Below are 19,026 nucleotides of genomic sequence, written 5' to 3'. Positions count from 1 at the left end.
TAAATTACTTTCCGAAGCCGGCGGTCATGCCAGCAAGTAGTTGTCGTCGCCCCAGAATGTAGAGCGCGATGATGGGCAGGCTAGACAGGACGACAGCTGCGATAACGGCGGGCACGTTGATGCTGAAGAGCCCTTGGTAGGAGGTCAAAGCCAGCGGCAATACGCGATTGTCTGCGCTCTGCGTCAGGATCAGCGGAAACAGGAATCCGTTCCACACGTTGAGCCCGTTGTAGATCGCGACCGTGGTGATGGCCGGTCGCGACAGCGGGAGCGCGAGGCTGCGAATCGTTACCCACTCCGAGGCCCCATCGATGCGGATCGCCTCATAAAGCTGGCCCGGGATGTCTCGCATGAAGTTCACGAGAATCAGCACTGTGATGGGGAGTCCGAACGCCACCGACGGCAGGATGATCGCCAGCAGGCTGTCGTAGAGACCGGCTTTTACGATCATCAGATACACCGGGATGATCGTCGCTTGAAGAGGAATCGCCAAACCCAGCAACATTAAGTTGAAGAGTTTGCGCACGCGCGGACTCGTCGTGCGGGAGATCGTGTAGGCGAAGAGAAATCCGCACACCACGATCAGGGCAACGGCCACGACGGTCACGATGGCCGAGTTCATGAGGTATCTCGCGAAGTCGTTCTCCAGCACCAACACGTAGTTGTCTAGCGTCGGTTGTGCCGGGAAAGCCAACGGATGGTCGTCGAAGAACCCCTCTTGGCTACGGAAGCTCGTGATGACGATCCAGTACAGCGGGATGAGCACAATGATGAGCCAGACCACGGATGCGCTTGCACCGAGGAAGTTCGGCCGAAGACCACGATTGCTTGCGCGCACTCGACTAGGACGACGGGTACTGCTCCGGCCCGAGTCTGGGCGGCCCGAGTTGATGATTTTTGCCGGCGATGCGCGGCGAGCTGTTGTTGTCATCTCATTCCCCGTCCAGTTGGCTTTCCATCCGCGTGAAGCCGGACAGTTTTGAGATGGTCAAGGAAACAAGCATCCCGAAGAGCACGAGCACAATGGCGATCGTGCTTGCGAGACCCATTTGGTTGCCGACGAACCCCGTGAGGTACATGTCGACCGGAAGGATGCGGGTCGCATCACCGGGGCCACCCTGCGTGAGGATGAAGATGATGTCGAAATAGGTGAGCGCCCCAATCAGCATGAGCGTCGTTGACGTGACGATCGTGTACCTCAGTTGAGGAAGCGTGATCGAGAAGAACTGAGCCATTCGACCTGCGCCGTCCAGCGCAGCTGCCTCGTACAGCGACTGCGGCACCTGACGGGCACCGCCCTGATAGAGGAGTGTGTGGAAGGGGATGAACTGCCACGAAATGATGAACACAATTGCGTAAAACGCGAGGTCGGGGTTGCCGAGCCAACCGAGGTTCAACCATTCCAGCCCGGGCGAGGCGAAGAGGCCGAAGTTGGGATCAAGAAGGTTGCGGAAGGCGATACCGATTGCTGCGGAGGACAGCAGCAAGGGAACGAAGTAGATAACCGCGAAGATTTCGCGGTAGCGCTGGTGTCCGGAAAGAAAGACACCAAGAAGGATCGAGATAGGCGTTTGGAACACCCACGACAGCCCCATGAGCAACAGGGTTAGTCCGAAAGATCGAAACGTATCGGGCGTGCTGAAGAGCGTGCCCCAGTTGTCGAAGCCCACCCACGTCGGCGAGCCCAGCCCGCTCCACTTCGTGAAACTGAGATAGAGCGCCACGAAGAGCGGGATGATCGCGAAGACTCCGAAGAAGATGAGCGCGGGAAGGGCGAGAAGGGGCGAGGGACCCTGGCGGCGAACCGCCACGGCCCCTCCCTTCGAAACGTGAGTCATGAAAACTACGCAGCCGCGTTCATGTTGCTAGCGAACTCGTCGGGCGTGATCTCGAGTAAGAACAGTTTTTCGAGGTTGGTGAGAAGCACTTCTGCTTCTTCCGGGCTGATGGCCTGGTCCCACGAGAGCTGGAAGTTACCGGCATTTTGAGCGGTTTTGTACACGAAGGTGTTCCAGTCCGCAGCGGGAGCGGCCGCGATCTTGTCTTCAATTCCCGATACGGGAGGAACTGCTCCGATCCCGATGAGGCCGTCAATGTAGTCGTCGTCAAACACACCATTGACAAGCCAGTCGGTTGCGGCCTTTTTTGTCTCGGCGTCTGCCTTGGAACTCACGGAGAAGAACGCTGAGAGGTTTCCGGTGACATTGCTCGGGTCTCCGAGCCCACCCTCGACAGACGGGAAGGTTGTCCACCCGAGGCCATCTTCGACGAACTCGGGATCTCCGCTGAGGTAGGCGCTGGAATAGCCCCAGGCGCCCTGCAACTGCATTGCGGCGCGTCCGGTGTAGACGAGAGCCTCTGGTGCACCCTGGTTGGGGTCAACTGAGGAGAAGCCATCGCCGAAGCCGCCGGCTTCAACGAGATCTTGAATCATGGATGCTGCCGTGACGATGGCGGGGTCTTCCCACGCACCCTCTTCACCAGCAACCACGGCGTCGAATACCTCGGGGCCTCCGATGCGGTCGGTGAGGTACGCGATCCACATCAGGTACGGCCAGCGCCCGGCTCCACCGATCGAGAACGGCGTGATGCCCTCAGCCTTGAACGCTGCAACAGCGTCCATCGTCTCGTCCCAGGTCTCGGGGACCTTTACGCCGTTGTCGGCGAAGACGTTTTCGTTGTAATAGATCACGACGGGCTGAACGCCGTTGTAAGGCGTGCCGTAGATTTCGCCGTCGATCGTTCCACCGGCGAGAACCGAGGGAAAGATACGGTCCCGCAGCTCGGGAGCGGCATCAAACGCCGCCTGCAGCGATTCAACTTCGCCAGCCTCGACATAGGCGGCGAGTCCGCCGCCGCCCCAGCCGGAGAAGACGGTCGGGCCCTGACCGGCGCTGATGGCGGTGCGAAGCTTGGTCTTGTACGGGTCGTTCTCGTAGACCTGCACGTCGAGCGGCACGGAGCCCTCTTCGGCATTGTGCTGCTCTTGCGACGTCATGAGCACCGACTCGGTGCCTGACGTTGTCCAGACTGAAACTCCGCTGCCGCTTGCGCCAGTGCTGTCACTCGAACATCCGATTGTTCCCAATGCAACGCCAATGGCCAACGCGGTAGCCGCGGTCGCCCGCCATGATGGTCTACTCATTTTTCCCTCACTACGCTGTGGTTGATTAATTGAATTTTACGAAACTTTGCGCGAAACCTTGCGTAAAGTTCTTGTGAGAGGTTACGGTTACCCACACACACTGTCAAGTAGCGGAGGCGTCATTGACTACTAATCCATCGACGGATTCGCAGGGAGATCGCAAACCGACCCTGCGCGACATCGCAGAACAAGCCGGCGTCTCTGTGCCCACCGTCTCGAAAGTGGTCAAAGGGCGAAAAGATGTTTCCGCCGCTACGCGCGCTCGCATCCAAGAGTTACTCACCGAGCACGGTTACCGCTCGCCGTTGAGCTCAGCCGATGCCGGAGCCATCGAGCTGCACTTCGACTCCCTCACCAACACCAACGTGCTCCGCATCCTGGAGGGGGTTATCGCGGGCGGCGAAGCAGCGGGCCTCGACGTAGTCGTCAAAATTACCCCCCGAGACTTCGGCGGCAGACGATGGGTAGACATCGTTACTGAAGCTCATCACTCCGGGCTCATTCTCGTGACCTCACGGCTAGACGAGAAGAACCAGGACGAGTTCTCGCGAGCCGGCGTTCCCCTCGTGGTGATCGATCCCGCAAACACACCGAAGCGTCCCCTGCCCTCCGTGGGCGCCAACAACTTCAACGGCGGCTACCTCGCCACGCGCCACCTCATCGACTTGGGCCACACCAATATCGCAATCGTTCAGGGGATTTCGTCTGAGTGCGCGAACGCTCGCCTAGCTGGCTACCACTCCGCACTCCAGAGTGCGGGCATCGCCCCCAATCCGGAATACCTCGTCAACGGTGGGTTCCAGTACGCGAAGGGCCGCGAAGCCGCCCAGCAACTGCTCTCGCTACCGACACCTCCGACTGCGATCTTCGCGACCAATGATCTCGAGGCACTCGGGGTTCTTGACGCCGCCCGCGGTATGGGAGTGGGGATCCCCCGCGACCTGTCGGTTGTTGGCTTTGACGATGCGGTTCAAGCGACGTCTGCCTCGCCGAGGCTCACGACCGTCAAACAGCCTTTTCTTGAGATTGGGTCGACGGCGGTGCAGATGCTCGCGCAACTGCTGGAAGGGCAAACCTTGGCGACACATCGCCTTGAGCTCGCCACCGAGCTCGTAGTGCGCGACTCCACCGGGCCAGTTCCCGTCTAGCCCCAGCGCTCGGTCGCAAACGCGACCATAGCGGCGCGCACGAATTCGGCACCGGCCTGCCCGCCGTAGTTACGAGCGAAGCGCGGGTCGGCGACGTACATATCGGCCAAACCTAGGTAGTACTCGCGCGGCGGGCCCAACTTGCCCTCGCTGGGGGTGCCGGGGATTCCGACGAGGCCGTCGAACTGACGCTGCGCGAGCGCCTGAGCGGCAGCCCCCGCAGGGTCATCGCCGCGCTCGGCAGTAGCGGCCCAGTCTGCAGCTAACTGCTTCTGCGTTGCAACGAAAGCTGCCCGGTCGGCGGCGCCCATCCCCTTCCACCAGTTGTCGCTCGCCGCGTAAGAGTCTGAACCCCAGCGCTGCTCCACTTCGTCTTTGTGGGCGGTGTGGTCGAATCCGTCGAACATTTCTTCAGCCATGAGTGGCTCTCCTTCTGTGAGTTTATGGATCGTGGTGCTCACCGATGCAATGAGCCGATCGATGCGCTGCTTCTCGCTTTCGAGCAGGCGCACGTGCTCTCTGAGTGCGGCCGTGTCATCCCGTTGCCCGGCGAGAATCTCGGCAATGGCCGGAAGGCCGAGCCCGAGTTCGCGCAACAGCAGAATGCGTTGAAGGCGAGCGAGAGCATCCGCGTCGTAATAGCGGTAGCCATTGGTGCCCACTCGGCTCGGCTTCAGGAGCCCCGTGTCGTCGTAGTGCCGCAGCGTGCGCGATGTCGTTCCCGTGATGCGGGCGACATCGTTGATCGAACGGTCGGCGAGTGGTGGGGTGTCGTGGGCCATACCTCGACGGTAGAGGTTGACGTTACGTCAATGTCAAGCGGCGCGGCACTATTCGGTGAATTTCACCGGTACGTAGACATCCTGCACCCGGTCGTTGAGCGCCGTGTGGTCGTTGCGGGTGAAAATGCCGCACTCATTGGTGATGCAATCAGCGTCCTCGCCGAGCGGGTCGCCCAGCTCGAGATACGCGGTAAAGGTGCCCGTGGCGGTGTCGTCATAGCTGCGAGCGCCGAAGAGCCGCCACGCCCAATCGGCGTTGATCCAGTTGCTCGGGGCCCACTGCACGGTGCCTTCGGCCACGTTTTCTTGCTGCTGCGACGGCACTCCGCCGATGCAGGGCCCCGGCTTGTCGGCAGACGTTTCTGGGATGACGCACACGGCAACGTACACACCCTGCGTTCCGTCATACCCGGTTCCTGTCACGACGACGCGCTCGTCGCGAACGAGTGCTTCCGTGTCGATAGGCTCGCCATTTTCACCGGCGAGCGTCAACGTGCGGGTACGACCGTCATCCCCCTCGGCGGTGACCGAGAGCGGCCATTCTCCGTCGACGAGCTGCTGGCTCGACTGGCCCGCGCTCTCGTGCGTGAGAATCGGCACGACGATGATGGCGATGGGCACGAGCAACACCACAACTACGGCGAGCACGATCCACGGCCAACGGCGGCGGCGCGCAGCAGTTCGGGTCATGGCTTCAGTCTAGGACTGCGCGCGTGGCACAGGTCCGCGCCCGGTTGCCATAAGGTGACTGGTAGGCAGTACAGCCCCCAGAACTGGCATCTGAAAGGCAGCGCATGATCCGTGAACTCGCTGCCGTTGCCGTTGGCGGTGCTATCGGCACCGGAATGCGGTTCGCTCTCGATCTTGCCTTTGCCACCGACGATGGGCTGTTTCCCCTCTCCACCCTGATCGCCAATATCGTCGGCAGTTTCGTGCTGGCGCTCGTCGTCGCCGAGCTATGGACACCCGCTCCGGTCTGGGCCCGCGCCGGCTTAGGTGCCGGTCTTCTCGGTTCCTTCACGACGTTCTCTGCTTTGGCCGTCGCCGTCGTGCAACTCATTGGAGCTGACCAGCTCATCCCCGCCCTCATTTACCTCGCGGCCACCATGGTGCTCGGACTCGCCGCAGCCGCACTGGGCCTGCGCCTCGGTTTCGCTCGCGCACGCCGCCCTGATTTGGTGAACGAATGACCGCGGGCGTGGTGTTTGCGATCCTGGGCGCCGGAGCCGCCGGGGCCGTCTTGCGCTACCTCACCGCACGCGCGTTTGTTCCGAACAAGCGGTTCCCGTGGGCCGTGCTCGTCGTCAACGTCATCGGCTCTGCCCTCGGCGGCACCTTGGCTGGTATGGCGCACATTGGCACGATCGACCCCAACCTCGAGCTCGTGCTGCTCACCGGACTCTGCGGCGGACTCACCACCTTCAGCACCCTCAGCGTTGAAACAATGCAGATCGCCACCATGAAGCGACTCCAGACCGCCGTCGCTAGCGTTGCCGCCAACCTCGTGCTCGGCATCGGCGTCGCCGCCGCGACCTACTTCGGCCTCATCGCGCTCGCGACTTAGCCTCGTCGTTCGGCTGCGTCGCCAGTGGGGTTTACCTCGCCGCTGAGACGGCGCGAACGGCTTCCACGAATGCTCGGATGAGGGCTGGATCTTTGACTCCGCGACTCGCCTCGACGCCGCTTGAGACGTCAACACCACCCGGCTGCATGATGCCGACAAGCTCCGCCACATTCTGCGGGGTGAGGCCACCGGCCAGAATCCAGAAGCCGTCAGGCGCAGCATCCGTCAGCAGGGTGGGTTCGAACGCTGCTCCCCCACCCGGAGTTACCGCATCGATCAGCAATCGGTCGTCGGCGCGCAACGCTCCGTCACGACTGAGCCGGCGGTAATCATCAATCGACAGGGCGCGGATCGTGCCGAAGCCCTCCGCCCGCAGCCGGTCGAACTCTGCCTCAGTTTCATCACCGTGCAACTGCACAGTCGCTACCCCGGCAGCGCTCGCGGTGCGGAGCACCGTATCGATCGGCTGGTTGCGAAAAACGCCCACCGTTTCCAACGCGGACGGAAGGCCCGCGATGAGGGAACGCGCGTGCTCGGCGCTGACCTCACGGGGGCTGCCGGGAGCGAAAACGAACCCGATCGCGTCTGCGCCGCTGTCGGCGACCGCCGCTGCGGCATCCGCAGTGCTGATGCCACAGATTTTCACAAAGAGGCGAGTCACTTCGACGCTGCTCCGGAGGATGCTCCCGGCGATGCCAGCACGAGGGCCGCGGAGGCGTGACCGCCCACGCACGCCTTCTGCAGGTCGCGGCTAGCCAAGTACGACGTCAAGAATCCCGCTGCGAAAGCATCACCGGCACCGGTGAGGTCTCGGACCTCGGGAACCGGTGGCACCGCAACCGTCAGCGGCTCCCGACCAGGCTCGTGAACGAGGGTGGGATCCGCTCCCGCTTTCGTCACGATGATGGTCTTCGAGAGCCGGGCGGCAACAGCGCCGGGGTGCCCGTCAACGACGACTCCAAGGCATTCCATTTCGCTCGCGTTGCCGATCAAGAAGTCGGGGCTGAGGTCAGCCATGAGATCAATGAAACGGTCGATGCCGTACTGGGCGAGCATCCCCGTGGAGGAGACGTCGATCGAGACCAGAATGCCCCGCTTCTTAGCGCGACGGATGACGTTAATCACGGTTTCCCCGACCGGAGCACCGTTGAAGGAATAGGCCGAGACGTGCAGCAGCTCGAGGCCGTCGAGCCACTCATCCGGAACCTCATCGAGCATTGTCGCTGCCGCCCGGTTCGGCACCATGCTGCGTTCGCCGTCTTGGTCGATCAGGATGATGACGGTGCCGGTGACGTGTTTGCGCTGCACGCGTACGTCAACACCTTCCGCCTCGAGACCCTCAACAAGCAGGGTGCCGAGGTGGTCGTTGCCGACACAGCCGATGAAGCGCGTGGGGCCGAGGCGGCCGGCGAAGCTGGCAACGTTCGCACCGCTACCGCCGCGGGTGTGGAAGATCTCCGCCGCCGTATCGGTGCCATGCCTCAGCGGTTCAGCCAGCCAGACGACCACGTCTTCAACGAGGTCGCCGATGATTCCGAGCACGTGTCGACTGCCGCTAGCGCGTGAGCGCCGTGGCGACGAGTCCACCGAGCGCAACGTTGCCGCGGTAGACCTCGACATTGACGTCGAGGCTGACGCCCTTGGTGTCCTTCTGGATGAAGTCGAGCAAGAACGGGGTCGAGGCGTTGCCGCTGATGCCCTGCTTCTCGGCCTCAGCCCAGGCACGAGCGAGGATGTCGTCGAGCTGTTCCGGCGGAAGCTGCTTGTCGGCGGCGATGGGGTTGGCCAGTAGCACCGACTGCGGGAGTCCGAGCTCATCGCGGGCGGCAACGACGGCGGCAACCTCTTCAGGAGTGTCGACCGAGTAACCGATCGTGAAGCCGGAGTCGGTGACGTAGAAGCCGGGGTACTGGGTGGTGCCGTAACCGATAACGGGGATGTTGAGGGTCTCGAACCGTTCGAGGGTCGCGGCGATGTCGAGGATCGACTTCACGCCGGCGCTGATCACCAGGATCGGAACCTGCGCCAACGTGGTCATGTCTGCAGACTCATCGAATGACGCGGCTGCACCGTGGTGCACGCCACCGAGGCCACCGGTGGAGAAGACCTTGATGCCAGCGTGGTGGGCGAGGAATGCCGTTGCGGCAACCGTGGTGCCACCGTGGATGCCGAGGGCGCGCACGACGGGAAGGTCGCGCAGGCTGGCCTTGGCCATGTTGTCGGTGTTCGAGAGTTCCGTGATCTGTTCAGTGCTGAGACCGACAGTCGGCACTCCGTTGAAGACACCGATCGTGGCGGGCGTGACGCCCTGCGCGCGAAGACCGGCTTCTGCCTCAAGCGCGACATCGAGGTTGCGCGGGCGAGGAAGGCCGTGAGTGAAGATGGTCGATTCGAGGGCGACCACGGGACGGTTCTCGCGAACCGCATCCTGAACTTCTTGGGAAACGTGAATGACAGGTGTAGACATGGTCAATCTCTTTCTTCGCTGGTGCTCGTTGCTGCAGCTTCGCCGGAGGCGTACCGCTGCTTCAACCGTAACTAGTCGATAGCAAAGAATCCAGAAAGAGTGGATGCAGTTTAGATAGCCTTAGCCTATGAAAATTACGCTTCGTCAGGTAGAGATTTTCGTTGCCGTGGCCGATGCCGGGCACTTTGGACGAGCCGCTGAGGCACTGGAGATCTCACAGCCGACGGTGAGCCAAGAAGTGAGCCGCCTCGAACGCGCTCTCGGAGTCGCGCTGCTCGACCGCTCCGGCCGTTCAGCAACGCTCACTCAGGCGGGCGAGGCGATGGCGACCGAGGGCCGTCACCTGCTCACCCACGCGAATCAGGTTGTTCGCGATGTGCAGTTGTTCGAGCCGAGCCGCATCCGCACCGCCCGCGTCGTGGCCTCCCCCAGCGTAGTCAACCGACTTCTCCCCGCCGTGATCAGCCGGGCCGAGCAGAGCCTCTCCTCCGTTCGTATCGAAGATGTTCTCGTCGACACGGGTGGAGTCTCCGCCCACCTCGTGAGCGAGCACGCTGATATCGGCCTCGGCCGTTTTCTGGAGGCTACCGAAGGTTACGAGAGCGAAGTGATCGTGCGCGAACAAATCTTCGTCGCCGTCAGCCGCAACCACCCACTGGCAAACACGACCGACATCGAATTGCCCGAACTCGGTGACCTACCTTTGCTGCTGTGGCCTCGCGAACAAAACCCGGCCTACTTCGACTACCTATTGGAGATCTGCACCTCGCGCGGGCTCAGCCCGCTGCTGCTCGTCAGCCCACCCCGCATTGTGGGGTCGCGGCTCTACCTGCTCTCAGAGTCTCGCGCTTTCTCACTCGTCTCCGCTGCCCTGATCGGTCATCTGCCAGAAGACCTCGTGGCGATTCCACTCGCGCAGCCCGCAACGCTGCCGCTCGAAATGCAATGGCGCGCAAACGACAACCGGCCCCAGCTCGCCGCTCTTCGCGATCTTATTCGCGAGGTGGCATCCGTTGGCTAGCCACCGCACTCTCGCCAGCGGTTCGTGCAAGATCAGCTCGCTAGCGCCCGTTCTTCATGGCTTGAATCTTGCTGAGGGTGGCGATGGCCTGGCGGGCGATCATCCGCCCCGCACGGTTGGCACCGATAGTGGATGCCTGCGGCCCATACCCGGCAAAGAAGATGCGAGGGTCTTTCCACGCCACGCCCTGCCCGACGGCCACGCCGCCCTCTTTCTCGCGCAGTTTCAGCGGAGCAAGGTGGCGCAGTTCTGGGCGGAATCCGGTGGACCAGATGATGGCATCCGCCTGCTGGAAGGCACCGTCTTTCCATCGCACCCCACCGGGTTCGATGCTGGAGAACATGGGGCGCGGCGTCAAAACGCCCCGCTCGATGCCGGCTTGAATGCGGCGGGTGCGCGGAACGCCCGTGCCGCTGACGATGCTGGGGAGGGCTCGGCCTGCTCGCGCCGCCTCATCCTGCACCAGCACAGCTTCTTTGCGCGCTTCAAGGTTGAGGCCGCCATCTTCGAGGAAGTCGATGGGGCGGCGGCTCACCCAGGTGAGATTGCTGGCGATGTTTTCGAGTTCGAGCAGGAACCCGATCGCTGACGTTCCTCCGCCAACCACGACAACACTCTGGTCGGTGAACTCGCGGGCGCTGCGGTATTCGCTCGTGTGAAGATGGCGGCCCTCAAACGACTTGAGCCCCGGGTACCACGGAATAAACGGTGCACCCCAAGTGCCCGTGGCGTTGATGACGAGCATCGTGCTGACAGTTTTTGTTTCTTCGCCATCGAGGGTGAAGGTCACATTCAGATGTTCGCCGAGGTTATCGACGGCGATGACATCCGCATTTCGCACGACCTGCAGTCCGTAGTGCTCTTCATACGCGCGGTAGTAGTCGGCGACAACTTTCTTGGCCGGCATGTGTTTGTCGGCGGTCTCAAAGCTGAGCCCCAGCTCGTCGAGACCGGGAAGATCATTGATGCGGTGGGCGGAACCAATGCGCAACGCTTCCCACCGGAATTGCCACGCGCCCCCCGTATTGGGGCCGCGGTCGAGGAGCACAAAGTCGTTGCCGGGGTCGAGGCCAAGTCGTCGCAAATAGTAGGCAACAGAGAGGCCCGCTTGGCCAGCACCAATAACGACAACAGAGGTGTCGGTTTCAGTGGTGGATGTCACGGGCTAACGTTACCCGTGAACACCCCACCTGTGCACCGCCCACGAAGACCTTTCTGTCCATCGTGCTAAACTTCAGGTTAGTTTTCATCCATCCCTGTTCGCTCGTTCGCTGGCCACCGTCAGTGCACCGGGACAGAAGCATGAGGGGGTCTCGAATGGGACGCGGCCGTCAAAAGGCAAAGCACACCAAGGTTGCTCGGGATTTGAAGTACTTCAGCCCAGACACCAACTATGGTGCACTCGCTCGCGAGTTGAGCGGGTCAGAAAGCGCTGCTCCGGTGTCGGAAGACAGCGAAAAGTGGCCGGAGTACTCCGCTGGTAGTTCATACAGCGACGAATACGACGTTGAAGAAGATGACGAGGACGACGAGGAAACTCGTAGCGCCTAATAACGCACCTTCTGCACACAAGGCGAGCACCAGACCCTCCGGGGTCGGATGCTCGCTTCGTGCGTTAACGCGGCGCCGGGCTAGCGCTCGCGCGACCACTCCACGAGAGTCGGCACAGCGTCTTCGGCAAAGCGCTCGTAGTCGTCGGCAGTGTTGTAGGCGTGCGCCGAAAGCCGCAGATAGCCGGTGTCACGGAAGCTAGTGACTTGAGTCTCGAATCCGAGTTCGTCCGTGATGCGTTGGCGAACAGCTTGCGCATCGTCATGGCTTGCGCCGAGGGTGCCGGGGAGCCGCAAGAGGGTCATTCCCGGAGCGGGGGCTGCGACATCCACCCGCGACTCTTCACCGGACGCAGCATCGAGCGCATCGGCAACAACGTCGGTCGAGTAGTCGAGCAGTGACTCGATGTAGCCGCGAATGGAATCCCAGCCGATGCGGTCTTCGAGCCCCGTGATGGCGTCGACGCTAGCAAGGTACGGCGTGTAGTCGAATGTGCCCTGGTGGTCGAAGCGACCGGGGAAGGGCTCATCCATTCCCCAGGAATCGATTATCGGGTACAGGTTTTTGGCGAACTTCTTTTCGGCCACGAGCACTGCGCTGCCCCGAAAACCGCAGGCAAACTTGTGCAAATTGCCGACCCAGGCGGATGCCGCAATGCCCTCGGCCGGGCGGTGCTGAATTCCCGGGGCGTGGGCTGCATCCACGAGCAGAGGCACCCCGTGCTTCGTGGCCAACTCGGCGAGCGCCACGACCGGGAACTCGCGCGCGGTGGACGAGGTTGAGGCGTCGATGATGAGGCCGGCAGGCTTCTTGGCGAGTGCTTTGCCGAGAACCGTAAGGATGTGCTCGGGCGTGGCATCGAGTTCGATGGGCACGGTGCGCACTTTGGCTCCGCGCTGGCGGGCTTCACGGCGAGCCGAGAACGCGACCGCTCCGTAGGCGTGGTCGGTGATGAGTAGCTCGTCACCGACGTTGAGCATGAGGGCGCGGATGGCGGCCGTCATTCCGGCGCTGGCGTTGGGGACGAAACCGAAACGGTCGGCATCCACGCCAAGGAAATCGGCGAGACCTTCGCGGGCCTGAGCGAGACGCTCGGGTGCGGCCATGAACCAACGCTGCGGTGCGCTCTCGGTTTCTTGCAGGTAGGCGAGGCGACGTAGTTGGGCAAAGACGGGGACTGCACCGAAGGAGCCGTGGTTGATGTGGCGCCAGCGGGAGTTCAGACTCCAGAGTGCGGCGGCCGGGGAACCATCGCGGGTCAGCAGCGGTTCGGGGCGGTTTGTGGCGTCCGCTTGATCCGCGACATCGTCGTCGCCGTCGTGCTGCTCATCCACCACGGTGTGCTCGTGTTCGGGTTCTGCGAGTTGCTCGCCGTTATCGACGTCAACCGAGTTATCGGGCTGCTTAGTTGCCATAGCGCCCATTCAAGCGCACAGCACCGGATTCGCTTCGGTGGCACCCGGGTCATAGCGAAAACACTGCTGCGGCGAAGTCGTTGCCTAGCTGGGCGCGCGCCCACGGCGACGGCGCAGTATCCCCGTGGTGATCGCGACGCCCAGCAGCAGCATCGCGCCGCCGCCCGCTTCGGCCGGTGTCGGAATCTCAGCCAAGACCAACCAGGCGGTCACCATTCCTACGACGGGTACGAGCATCGTGAACGGCACGACTGCGGATGCCGCATGGCGCGCCAGCAGCGTGTTCCAGATGCCGTAGCCCACGAGACTCGCGAGCCACGCGGTATAGGCCGTCGACAGCAGTTGCGGAATGGTGAGGTGGGTGAGGGCGAAGCCGACAGCGTCTGGTCCGTCCAGAACAAGGGCGAGCAACACCATGGGCACGGGAACTACGAGCCCTGACCAGACGGTGAGAGAAAGCCCTGCAAGCGGTGCGGATGACGTGCTGGTGCGTCCAATGCGGCGAGCGACGACGTTGCCCAGCGCCCAGGATGCCGCGGCGGCAAGCGTGACGATGAAGGCGAGTGCGGGGGTATCGACCCCACGCCCACTGCCGACCACGACGAGTCCGACGGCACCGATCGCCACCCCGACGAGCTGGTGCCGCGTGGGCATCTCGCGGAGGGTGAGCGCCGCGAAAAGAACGGTGAACACGACCTGAGCTTGAAGCACGAGCGAGGCGAGGCCAGCCGGCATCCCGATCGCGAGTGCCGTGTAGAGCAGCCCGAACTGGCCCAAGCTCATAAACACCCCGATGAGGAGCACGTCGCGAAACTGTGCGGTGGGCCTCGGCACAAAGAAGATTGCGGGCACCACGACGGCAGCGAAACGCAGCGCGACGAACAGCGCTGGTGGCATACCCTCGAGCCCGAGATCGATGACGACGAAGTTCAGGCCCCAGATGACGGCGACAAGAACAGCGGCGAGAGCGGAACGAAGGGGCATGCTCAGTAGTCTCACGGCTTCAATCAGGAAGCACCAGCGCACAATTTTGCACGTTATTCAGTGCCGTGGGTACATAATGACTGCATGATCGATTTGGCTGCCATCGACGCTCTCATCGCCATTTCGCGAACAGGCACGGTTCACGCCGCCGCCACCGATCTCGGCTTTACGCCCTCCGCAGTGTCGCAACAGATCAAACGACTTGAGCGCGACCTTGGTGCGCGATTGCTCGATCGAGAAGGTCGCGGAGTGGTGCTCACTGCTGCCGGCCGCCGCGTTGTTGACGAAGGCGGGATGCTGCGCGAACGCGTGGAAGAACTCCGTTCACGATTGCACGACGCCGGCACCCGCCCGGCAGGCACCCTTAAGCTGGGCGCGTTTTCCACGGCGGTGCGCGGGGTAATTCCCGAACTTCTCGCCCACGTCAGATCGGACTTTCCCGAGCTTCGCGTGACGGTTTCCGAGTTCGAGCCCTGGGATGCGGTTGCCGCCGTTGCCGCTGGTGCCCTCGACATTGCACTCGTGCATCACTGGGAGGGCGTGGGAATGACGATGCCGCCGAGCCTCTGCAGCGAAGAACTCTTTCGCGATGTTGCTGACGTGCTGGTGCACGAAGACGATCCCCTCGCGCACAGCGCATTCGTGACGCCGAGCGATGTGCGAAACCACACGTGGACGTGCACCCCCGACGGCACGATTTGTTACGAGTGGTTTTGCCACATGTATCAAGGCGACCCGAACCCGCCCCGCATCGATTACCGGTGCGGCGAGTTCGCGTCGCAGATTGCGCTCGTGGAGGCCGGACTCGCTGTTGCTCTCGTGCCCCGCCTCGGACGAGGGCTGCTTCCCTCTGGCGTTGTGGCAATCCCTTTGAGGGAACCCGTGCCCACGCGGCCCGTCACGCTGATCTGGCGAGCAACGATGACGGAGGCACCAGCCGTGCGTGCCATCCGCGCGCTACTCAACACACCTGAACGAGAGCCCAAGCTTGCACCTGAGCTCGCGCTCGAAGCCGCAACCGCGGCTCGCGCTTCAAAAAGCTAGTTCGCGTATGAACCGCTCAGGCGCACCGCACCACCGTTGACGCCTTTGGCACCCTGTTCGAAGCCGGTGAAATCGCGAGCGGTCATCGAGACGCGACCGACTTCCCACGACGGGATGCCGTCGGCGGTCAGGGCGGCGATGGTCGCGTCAGCAGCATCCGCGGCCACAATCGCGATCATGCCGATCCCGAGGTTCCAGGTTCCTTCGGCACTTTCGAGGCTGGAACCAGCCAGATCAGACAGCACCCGGAATACGGTGGGCGGCGACCAGGTCGAGCGCTCAACTTCAACCCACGAGCCAACCGGCAGCACGCGTGCGAGGTTGGCGGCGATTCCGCCACCGGTGACGTGGCTGAGCGAGTGCACAGCGCCGGGCTGCGCATCGAGCAGGTTGAGCAGCGGCATTGTGTAGAGGCGGGTCGGCTCGAGGAGCACTTCGCCGACAACTCCGCCGAGTTCGTTGAGGTGGTCGCTGTAACCGACCTTGTTGTTGGCCAGAATGTGGCGAACAAGCGAGAAACCATTGGAGTGGATGCCTGAGGACTCCATCGCGATCACAACATCGCCATCGGCCACGAGGTGCGGGCCGAGCTGCGATCCGGCTTCGACCACACCGGTTGCCGCACCGGCAACGTCGTAGTCGTCTGGCCCAAGAAGACCGGGGTGTTCTGCCGTTTCGCCGCCAACCAGCGCAGTGCCAGTAGCCGAGCATCCACGAGCAATACCGGCAACGATGTCAGCAATGCGCGAGGGAACGACCTTGCCACACGCGATGTAGTCGGTCATGAAGAGGGGCTTAGCGCCCACGACGATGATGTCGTCAACAACCATGCCGACGAGGTCTTGGCCGATGGTGTCGTGCTTGTCGAGCGCCTGAGCGATCGCAACCTTCGTGCCCACGCCATCCGTCGATGTCGCCAACAGCGGGTGCGTGTAGTCCTTGAGGAACGAAGCGTCGTAGAGACCTGCGAAACCGCCGAACCCTCCCACAACGTTGGGCCCATGAGTGGCACTGACGGCCGCCTTCATGAGTTCGACGGCACGGTCGCCAGCGGCGGTGTCAACACCGGCTGCGGCATAGCTAGAAGAAGAGTTCTCGGTCACGGCTCCAGCGTACCGGTCTGCGCCTTCTCGCACGCAGTCGCGACGGCCACAGCGCAGCAGCAGAACGGCCGGATGTGAGAAGCTAGACCGTACTCACACCGGGTACGCGCTCTACGACCTCAGGGAGCCACGCGAAAGCATGTGCGGCATTGTCGGTATCGTCTCTTCTCAGCCCGTCAACCAGCAGGTTTATGACGCATTGCTGCTTCTGCAGCACCGCGGCCAGGACTCCACGGGTATCGCCACCTCCGACGGCAGCACCCTGCACTTGCAGAAGGCCAACGGTCAGGTTCGCGAGGCGTACCGCACTCGCGACATGCGCAACCTCGTGGGCACCTCGGGCCTCGGCCACGTGCGTTACGCCACCAAGGGCAACGCCTTCAATGAGAACGAAGCGCAGCCGTTCTATGTGAACGCGCCGTACGGCATCATCCTTGTTCACAACGGCAATCTCACCAACACGCAGCAGCTCACTGACGAACTGTTCCGCATTGACCGCCGCCACCTCAACACCACGAGCGACACCGAACTTCTCGTCAACGTGTTGGCCAACGAACTTCAAGAGCAGGTTTCGGGAAACGACCTCGACCCCGAGCAAGTCTTCACCGCCATCTCGCGCGTGCACGACCGCGTTGAGGGCTCGTACGCCGCGATCGCACTGATCGCCGGGCACGGCTTGCTCGCGTTCCGCGACCCCTACGGCATCCGCCCGCTCGTATTGGGCCGCCGCCAGACTGGCTTGGTCGGCAACGAGTGGATCGTGGCATCCGAATCTCTCGTGCTTGAAAGTGCCGGCTACGAATTGGTGCGGGATGTTGAGCCCGGCGAAGCGATCTTCATTACGCCCGATGGTGAAATGTTCTCCAAGCAGTGCGCCAAGGCACCGGTGCTGATTCCGTGCTCGTTCGAATACGTTTACTTGGCTCGTCCGGACTCGATCATGAACGGCATCTCCGTTTACGAAGCTCGCCTGCGTTTGGGTGACAAGCTCGCCGACACCATTTCGAAGTACACGCCGATGGGCGACATCGACGTTGTGATGCCCATCCCGGATTCGTCACGCCCCGCCGCCATGCAGGTTGCACAGAAGCTCGGCGTTGAGTACCGCGAAGGTTTCTACAAGAACCGCTACGTCGGTCGCACCTTCATCATGCCCGGCCAGGCCGAGCGCAAAAAGAGCGTGAAGCAGAAGCTGAACGCCATGGGCACCGAGTTCAAGGGCAAGAACATCCTGATCGTGGATGACTCCATCGTGCGTGGCACCACCTCGAAAGAGATCGTGCAGATGGCCCGCGAAGCTGGCGCCAACAAGGTCACCTTCACCTCAGCAGCACCGCCCGTGCGCTACCCCCACGTGTATGGAATCAACATGCCGACTCGCGCCGAACTCGTCGCTCACGGTCGCAAGATTCCCGAGATCGCCATGGAAATGGGTGCTGACGCCCTCATCTACCAAGAGGTCGCCGACATGCAAGCCGCCATCGTGGAGGGCTCGAACGTTTCCGAGCTCGAAATGAGCTGCTTCACGGGCGAATACGTCTCGGGCAACATCACGCCCGACTACCTCGACTGGCTCGAGAAGACGCAGCTGAGCTAGCGCTCGTTATGCCAGTTTCCGGTTCGCTCGAAATTGGCGGTGCCTTCTTCCGGATCGTGTACCTGAAAGCACCTCCTGCCTAAGGCGACTCTTGAAACTCCACCCACATCGCATCGGTACTCGGGAACTCGCAACCGTCTTCCGCCAGCCACACTTCAATTCGGCCGGCTTCATCACTGTCGTCCATCACATACCCAACGGCCGCAATTCCATCGGGCCGTGTGTAGCTCAGAGAATCTGGCCGAGTGAACCCGGTGTACTCCAGCATTTCGAGTCGGGCGCCGACCGCTGCGGGAATATCGGCTCCCGCAAAGACGAAGTAGTGGGTGTACCCGTTCTTCGGAGTGGGCTCGCCACCGGCCCCTTCGCAAATAACTTCACCAACGGTCATTGCCTCAAATTCGGCTACCGCTCCGTCGAGGTTATCTTGGCGCTCTTGCTTCCAGTTCGGGTCCAACAAGAAGCAGCCGCTGAGCGAGCCGGCGACGAGCAACACCATTCCTGCGGCAACTGCGCGCTTGCCTGCCGCTGCAGTTCTCGTTCGCTTCATAGCGGGAGTATGCCAGTTGAAGCACCGACGGAAGCGTGTTTACTAAAAAATCCTCGGCTTGCGCTGCCCAGTGGGCGCTACGCACAATGACACACGCAGGCGCCTAGCCAGCAGTCCCTGTCGTAGGAATACGTTCGCGGAACTGAACCCAGATCGCGTCGGTAGTCGGAACACTGCATTCGCTGTCTATCAGTGAAGACTTAAGCTCATCCGCGTAGTCGCTGTCGCCAATCGAATATCCTTCTATAGTTATCCCGTCTTCGCGCGAGTACGTGATGATGTCTGGGCGATGGGTTCCGAGATAACCCGCCGCTTCGAGGTGTGTGGCGACCTTCGCGACGATATCGTCGCCTTCTATAACGAAGAAATGGGTAAAACCATTGTTGGGGGTTGGCTTGCCCCCGGATCCTTCGCAGGTTACTTCTCCGAGAGTCGATGTTGGGAATTCCGCCACGGCCGCATTGAGATTGTCTTGGCGTTCTTGAACCCATTCTCGGTCGAGTTGTTTACAGCCGCCAAGCCCGATGGCTAGGAGCAACATCGTTCCCGCGGAAACCGCGCACTTCCCCGCCTCAGCCATTCTCGTGCGCTTCATAGAGTGGAGTATGCCATTCAGAGCAGCAGATGGAGTCTCCTTGTTAAAAAATCCTCGATT

General features: G+C 62.1%; 21 protein-coding genes. 7 read left to right on the top strand and 14 right to left on the bottom strand.

What is annotated here, in order from left to right; genetic code table 11:
* Positions 1 to 4: 4 nt before the first annotated feature.
* From I6E73_RS02765 to I6E73_RS02755, 3 genes are read right to left on the bottom strand one after another with little or no spacing between them, the layout of a single operon-like run.
* A complete protein-coding gene (locus I6E73_RS02765) occupies positions 5 to 931 on the bottom strand; it encodes a carbohydrate ABC transporter permease (RefSeq protein ID WP_197122952.1) in 927 nt (308 codons plus the stop codon).
* A 1-nt stretch (position 932) separates the two neighbouring features.
* Positions 933 to 1,811, bottom strand: coding sequence for a sugar ABC transporter permease (locus tag I6E73_RS02760; RefSeq protein WP_307784204.1), 879 nt, complete (start codon positions 1,809 to 1,811; stop codon positions 933 to 935).
* Positions 1,812 to 1,843: 32 nt separating this feature from the next.
* Complete coding sequence (locus tag I6E73_RS02755; protein WP_197122947.1) at positions 1,844 to 3,145, bottom strand: extracellular solute-binding protein; 1,302 nt, start codon at positions 3,143 to 3,145, stop codon at positions 1,844 to 1,846.
* Positions 3,146 to 3,267: 122 nt separating this feature from the next.
* Between I6E73_RS02755 and I6E73_RS02750 the strand changes: the two genes are divergently transcribed.
* Positions 3,268 to 4,293 (top strand): LacI family DNA-binding transcriptional regulator, encoded by a 1,026-nt coding sequence (locus tag I6E73_RS02750; RefSeq protein WP_197122945.1) that lies wholly within the window; start codon positions 3,268 to 3,270, stop codon positions 4,291 to 4,293.
* Here I6E73_RS02750 and I6E73_RS02745 read toward each other — a convergent pair.
* Together I6E73_RS02745 and I6E73_RS02740 are read right to left on the bottom strand one after the other, a co-directional pair.
* Positions 4,290 to 5,075, bottom strand: a complete 786-nt coding sequence (locus tag I6E73_RS02745) for a MerR family transcriptional regulator (protein WP_197122943.1) — start codon at positions 5,073 to 5,075, stop codon at positions 4,290 to 4,292. The genes I6E73_RS02750 and I6E73_RS02745 overlap by 4 nt on opposite strands.
* 48 nt (positions 5,076 to 5,123) lie before the next feature.
* On the bottom strand, positions 5,124 to 5,765 hold the full coding sequence (locus tag I6E73_RS02740; protein ID WP_197122941.1) for a hypothetical protein: 642 nt from the start codon (positions 5,763 to 5,765) through the stop codon (positions 5,124 to 5,126).
* A gap of 104 nt (positions 5,766 to 5,869) precedes the next feature.
* Here I6E73_RS02740 and I6E73_RS02735 point away from each other — a divergent pair, with 104 nt between their 5' ends.
* Positions 5,870 to 6,265: a CrcB family protein gene (locus I6E73_RS02735; RefSeq protein ID WP_197122939.1), complete on the top strand. Its 396-nt coding sequence runs from the start codon at positions 5,870 to 5,872 to the stop codon at positions 6,263 to 6,265.
* Positions 6,262 to 6,639, top strand: a complete 378-nt coding sequence (locus tag I6E73_RS02730) for a CrcB family protein (protein ID WP_197106620.1) — start codon at positions 6,262 to 6,264, stop codon at positions 6,637 to 6,639. The genes I6E73_RS02735 and I6E73_RS02730 overlap by 4 nt, the downstream gene beginning before the upstream one ends.
* Before the next feature lie 31 nt (positions 6,640 to 6,670).
* On the opposite strand, the gene I6E73_RS02725 is transcribed toward I6E73_RS02730, so the two are convergent.
* Genes I6E73_RS02725 through I6E73_RS02715 form a run of 3 tightly spaced genes read right to left on the bottom strand, consistent with a single transcriptional unit; the run spans position 6,671 to position 9,106 of the window.
* The gene (locus tag I6E73_RS02725) at positions 6,671 to 7,300 is read right to left on the bottom strand and encodes a phosphoribosylanthranilate isomerase (protein ID WP_197122937.1); all 630 of its coding nucleotides are present in this window, start codon (positions 7,298 to 7,300) and stop codon (positions 6,671 to 6,673) included.
* A complete protein-coding gene (locus I6E73_RS02720) occupies positions 7,297 to 8,181 on the bottom strand; it encodes a carbohydrate kinase family protein (RefSeq protein ID WP_197122935.1) in 885 nt (294 codons plus the stop codon). The genes I6E73_RS02725 and I6E73_RS02720 overlap by 4 nt, the downstream gene beginning before the upstream one ends.
* Positions 8,182 to 8,194: 13 nt before the next feature.
* A complete protein-coding gene (locus I6E73_RS02715; protein WP_197122933.1) occupies positions 8,195 to 9,106 on the bottom strand; it encodes a pseudouridine-5'-phosphate glycosidase in 912 nt (303 codons plus the stop codon).
* Between the two features lie 127 nt (positions 9,107 to 9,233).
* Between I6E73_RS02715 and I6E73_RS02710 the strand changes: the two genes are divergently transcribed.
* Positions 9,234 to 10,127, top strand: a complete 894-nt coding sequence (locus I6E73_RS02710; protein ID WP_197122931.1) for a LysR family transcriptional regulator — start codon at positions 9,234 to 9,236, stop codon at positions 10,125 to 10,127.
* Positions 10,128 to 10,167: 40 nt separating this feature from the next.
* On the opposite strand, the gene I6E73_RS02705 is transcribed toward I6E73_RS02710, so the two are convergent.
* The gene (locus I6E73_RS02705) at positions 10,168 to 11,289 is read right to left on the bottom strand and encodes an NAD(P)-binding domain-containing protein (protein WP_197122750.1); all 1,122 of its coding nucleotides are present in this window, start codon (positions 11,287 to 11,289) and stop codon (positions 10,168 to 10,170) included.
* Positions 11,290 to 11,444: 155 nt separating this feature from the next.
* Between I6E73_RS02705 and I6E73_RS02700 the strand changes: the two genes are divergently transcribed.
* Positions 11,445 to 11,678: a DUF3073 domain-containing protein gene (locus tag I6E73_RS02700; protein WP_197106626.1), complete on the top strand. Its 234-nt coding sequence runs from the start codon at positions 11,445 to 11,447 to the stop codon at positions 11,676 to 11,678.
* Between the two features lie 80 nt (positions 11,679 to 11,758).
* Here I6E73_RS02700 and I6E73_RS02695 read toward each other — a convergent pair whose 3' ends face one another.
* Both I6E73_RS02695 and I6E73_RS02690 read right to left on the bottom strand, forming a co-directional pair.
* Entirely contained in the window at positions 11,759 to 13,093 is a 1,335-nt protein-coding gene (locus I6E73_RS02695) for an aminotransferase class V-fold PLP-dependent enzyme (protein WP_197122928.1), read from the bottom strand.
* A gap of 84 nt (positions 13,094 to 13,177) precedes the next feature.
* Positions 13,178 to 14,077 (bottom strand): EamA family transporter, encoded by a 900-nt coding sequence (locus I6E73_RS02690; protein ID WP_197122926.1) that lies wholly within the window; start codon positions 14,075 to 14,077, stop codon positions 13,178 to 13,180.
* Positions 14,078 to 14,161: 84 nt separating this feature from the next.
* On the opposite strand from I6E73_RS02690, the gene I6E73_RS02685 reads away from it, so the two are divergent.
* Complete coding sequence (locus I6E73_RS02685; protein WP_197122924.1) at positions 14,162 to 15,121, top strand: LysR family transcriptional regulator; 960 nt, start codon at positions 14,162 to 14,164, stop codon at positions 15,119 to 15,121.
* On the opposite strand, the gene purM is transcribed toward I6E73_RS02685, so the two are convergent.
* Positions 15,118 to 16,224, bottom strand: a complete 1,107-nt coding sequence (gene purM / locus I6E73_RS02680; protein WP_197122922.1) for a phosphoribosylformylglycinamidine cyclo-ligase — start codon at positions 16,222 to 16,224, stop codon at positions 15,118 to 15,120. The genes I6E73_RS02685 and purM overlap by 4 nt on opposite strands.
* 139 nt (positions 16,225 to 16,363) lie before the next feature.
* Between purM and purF the strand changes: the two genes are divergently transcribed.
* A complete protein-coding gene (purF, locus tag I6E73_RS02675; protein WP_197122920.1) occupies positions 16,364 to 17,821 on the top strand; it encodes an amidophosphoribosyltransferase in 1,458 nt (485 codons plus the stop codon).
* A 79-nt stretch (positions 17,822 to 17,900) separates the two neighbouring features.
* On the opposite strand, the gene I6E73_RS02670 is transcribed toward purF, so the two are convergent.
* Positions 17,901 to 18,371, bottom strand: coding sequence for a hypothetical protein (locus I6E73_RS02670; RefSeq protein WP_197122918.1), 471 nt, complete (start codon positions 18,369 to 18,371; stop codon positions 17,901 to 17,903).
* 103 nt (positions 18,372 to 18,474) lie between these two features.
* The gene (locus I6E73_RS02665) at positions 18,475 to 18,966 is read right to left on the bottom strand and encodes a hypothetical protein (protein WP_197122916.1); all 492 of its coding nucleotides are present in this window, start codon (positions 18,964 to 18,966) and stop codon (positions 18,475 to 18,477) included.
* Positions 18,967 to 19,026 lie beyond the last annotated feature (60 nt).

The organism is Salinibacterium sp. SWN248, from assembly GCF_015864575.1.
Lineage (GTDB): Bacteria > Actinomycetota > Actinomycetes > Actinomycetales > Microbacteriaceae > Rhodoglobus.
The sequence above is the reverse complement of the archived record's forward strand: the minus strand, read 5'-3'. Positions and strand labels throughout refer to the sequence as shown.

Bases quoted from the DNA above. Each gene is read 5' to 3' on its own strand.
- I6E73_RS02710 (WP_197122931.1), top strand. From the start codon at position 9,234: ATGAAAATTACGCTTCGTCAGGTAGAGATTTTCGTTGCCGTGGCCGAT.
- I6E73_RS02765 (WP_197122952.1), bottom strand. From the start codon at position 931: ATGACAACAACAGCTCGCCGCGCATCGCCGGCAAAAATCATCAACTCG.
- I6E73_RS02715 (WP_197122933.1), bottom strand. From the start codon at position 9,106: ATGTCTACACCTGTCATTCACGTTTCCCAAGAAGTTCAGGATGCGGTT.
- I6E73_RS02730 (WP_197106620.1), top strand. From the start codon at position 6,262: ATGACCGCGGGCGTGGTGTTTGCGATCCTGGGCGCCGGAGCCGCCGGG.
- I6E73_RS02695 (WP_197122928.1), bottom strand. From the start codon at position 13,093: ATGGCAACTAAGCAGCCCGATAACTCGGTTGACGTCGATAACGGCGAG.
- I6E73_RS02740 (WP_197122941.1), bottom strand. From the start codon at position 5,765: ATGACCCGAACTGCTGCGCGCCGCCGCCGTTGGCCGTGGATCGTGCTC.
- I6E73_RS02700 (WP_197106626.1), top strand. From the start codon at position 11,445: ATGGGACGCGGCCGTCAAAAGGCAAAGCACACCAAGGTTGCTCGGGAT.
- I6E73_RS02670 (WP_197122918.1), bottom strand. From the start codon at position 18,371: ATGAAGCGAACGAGAACTGCAGCGGCAGGCAAGCGCGCAGTTGCCGCA.
- I6E73_RS02755 (WP_197122947.1), bottom strand. From the start codon at position 3,145: ATGAGTAGACCATCATGGCGGGCGACCGCGGCTACCGCGTTGGCCATT.
- purF (WP_197122920.1), top strand. From the start codon at position 16,364: ATGTGCGGCATTGTCGGTATCGTCTCTTCTCAGCCCGTCAACCAGCAG.
- I6E73_RS02735 (WP_197122939.1), top strand. From the start codon at position 5,870: ATGATCCGTGAACTCGCTGCCGTTGCCGTTGGCGGTGCTATCGGCACC.
- I6E73_RS02665 (WP_197122916.1), bottom strand. From the start codon at position 18,966: ATGAAGCGCACGAGAATGGCTGAGGCGGGGAAGTGCGCGGTTTCCGCG.
- I6E73_RS02690 (WP_197122926.1), bottom strand. From the start codon at position 14,077: ATGCCCCTTCGTTCCGCTCTCGCCGCTGTTCTTGTCGCCGTCATCTGG.
- I6E73_RS02685 (WP_197122924.1), top strand. From the start codon at position 14,162: ATGATCGATTTGGCTGCCATCGACGCTCTCATCGCCATTTCGCGAACA.
- I6E73_RS02745 (WP_197122943.1), bottom strand. From the start codon at position 5,075: ATGGCCCACGACACCCCACCACTCGCCGACCGTTCGATCAACGATGTC.